Genomic DNA, 1,432 nt, shown 5'->3' on the forward strand with positions numbered 1-1,432 from the left:
GCGGTGGCGTCCCGCACCGTCGTCCAGCGGTCCTCGCCGCCGGCAGCGGCGGCGTGCACGATCAGCGCCAGCGGGCCGGTGCCGGACAGCTCGGTGAGCAGCGCCGTGGTGGCCTCCGCGTCGGTGGCGTCCAACCGGCGGACGGTCACCGGCGCGCCGGTGGCGCGCGCCCGGGCGAGGGCACGCCCCTGGTCGGTGTCCGGTGCCGGCTCGCCGCGCCGGGAGGTGACGACGACGTGGTGACCCGCGGCGGCAAGGTGCCCCGCGATCGTCGTACCGACCGCACCGAGGCCACCCACGATCAGCACGGTGCCGGTCGAGCGGTCCGGCTCCGGCGGGTCGGGCCGCCACGGCACCAGGGCACGAAGCCAGCGCCGGCCGCCGCGCATCGCACACTGGGCGCCCGGATCGACGTCATCGGGGATGCCGGCCGCGTGCGTCACGACGGCGGTGGCGATCTCGCCCGGGTCGGCGGTGTCGACGTCCACACCGGACCAGCGCAGCCCGCGCCGTTCCTGGGCGATCACCTGCGGCAGGACGAGCGCCGCGGCCCCGGCCGGATCCGGGGACTCGTGCGGCAGCACGGCCACGCCCCGGCGGGTCACCGCGACCAGCATCGACACGTCGGTGCCGGCGAGCAGCCGGGCGATCTCCGTGAGGCGCAGGACCGCCGCCCCCGGATCTCCGTCGTCACCCGGCAGGACCACCACCCCGTCGGCGTCCGCGGCGCCGGTCGTCGCACCGTCCGCTTCCGTTCCACCGGCCGGCCGGACGGGTACCGGCCGGGCGGTGGCCCCGGCTGCGGTGATGGCCGCGCAGACCGCAGCGGTGACGTCCGCGTCGTTGCCGGGCACGACGAGCCACCGGCCCCGCATCCGGGGGCGGACGGCGGGTGGGGCGGCCTGCTGCCATACCGGGACCTGGATCGGCTCGTCGGCGTCCACCGGGGACGCTGGGGCCGGCCCGCCGTCCGGGTCGATCCAGAGCCGGCGACGCTGGAAGGCGTACCCGGGTGCGGCGACCCGGCGCCGGCCCGCCCGCTGTCCGGCGGCCGCGTCCACCTCGGCGCCGTGGCACCAGAGCGCGCCCAGCCCCTCCCGCAGCGTGGCGGCGTCCGCACCGACCTCGTCGGACGGCATCGTCGGCACGACCGCCCGTATCGTCGGCAGCCGGTGCCGGCGGGCCAGGCCGACCAGTGCCGTCCCCGGCCCGACCTGCACGAGCAGGACCTCGGTGTCGGCTCCCTCCGTCGCACCGACCCCGCTCACGGCGGCGCGCAGAGCGGCCGAGAACAACACCGGCGCCCGTAGTTGCCGGACCCAGTAGGCGCGCTCGGCCACCTCGTCGACGGCCAGGTCGCCGGTGACGGTGGACGCGTAGGTCAGGCGCGGGCGCGCCGGGGTGACCGCCGCGGCGGCCTCGGCGAGCGCGG

1 protein-coding gene is annotated in these 1,432 nt (G+C 78.4%); it reads right to left on the reverse strand.

What is annotated here, in order from left to right:
• Positions 1 to 1,432 (reverse strand): KR domain-containing protein (locus AB0I76_RS29865; RefSeq protein ID WP_357042461.1); only part of this gene is annotated, 1,432 nt, incomplete at both ends.

The sequence above is a fragment of the Micromonospora sp. NPDC049799 genome (assembly GCF_040656655.1).
Classification (GTDB): Bacteria; Actinomycetota; Actinomycetes; order Mycobacteriales; family Micromonosporaceae; genus Micromonospora.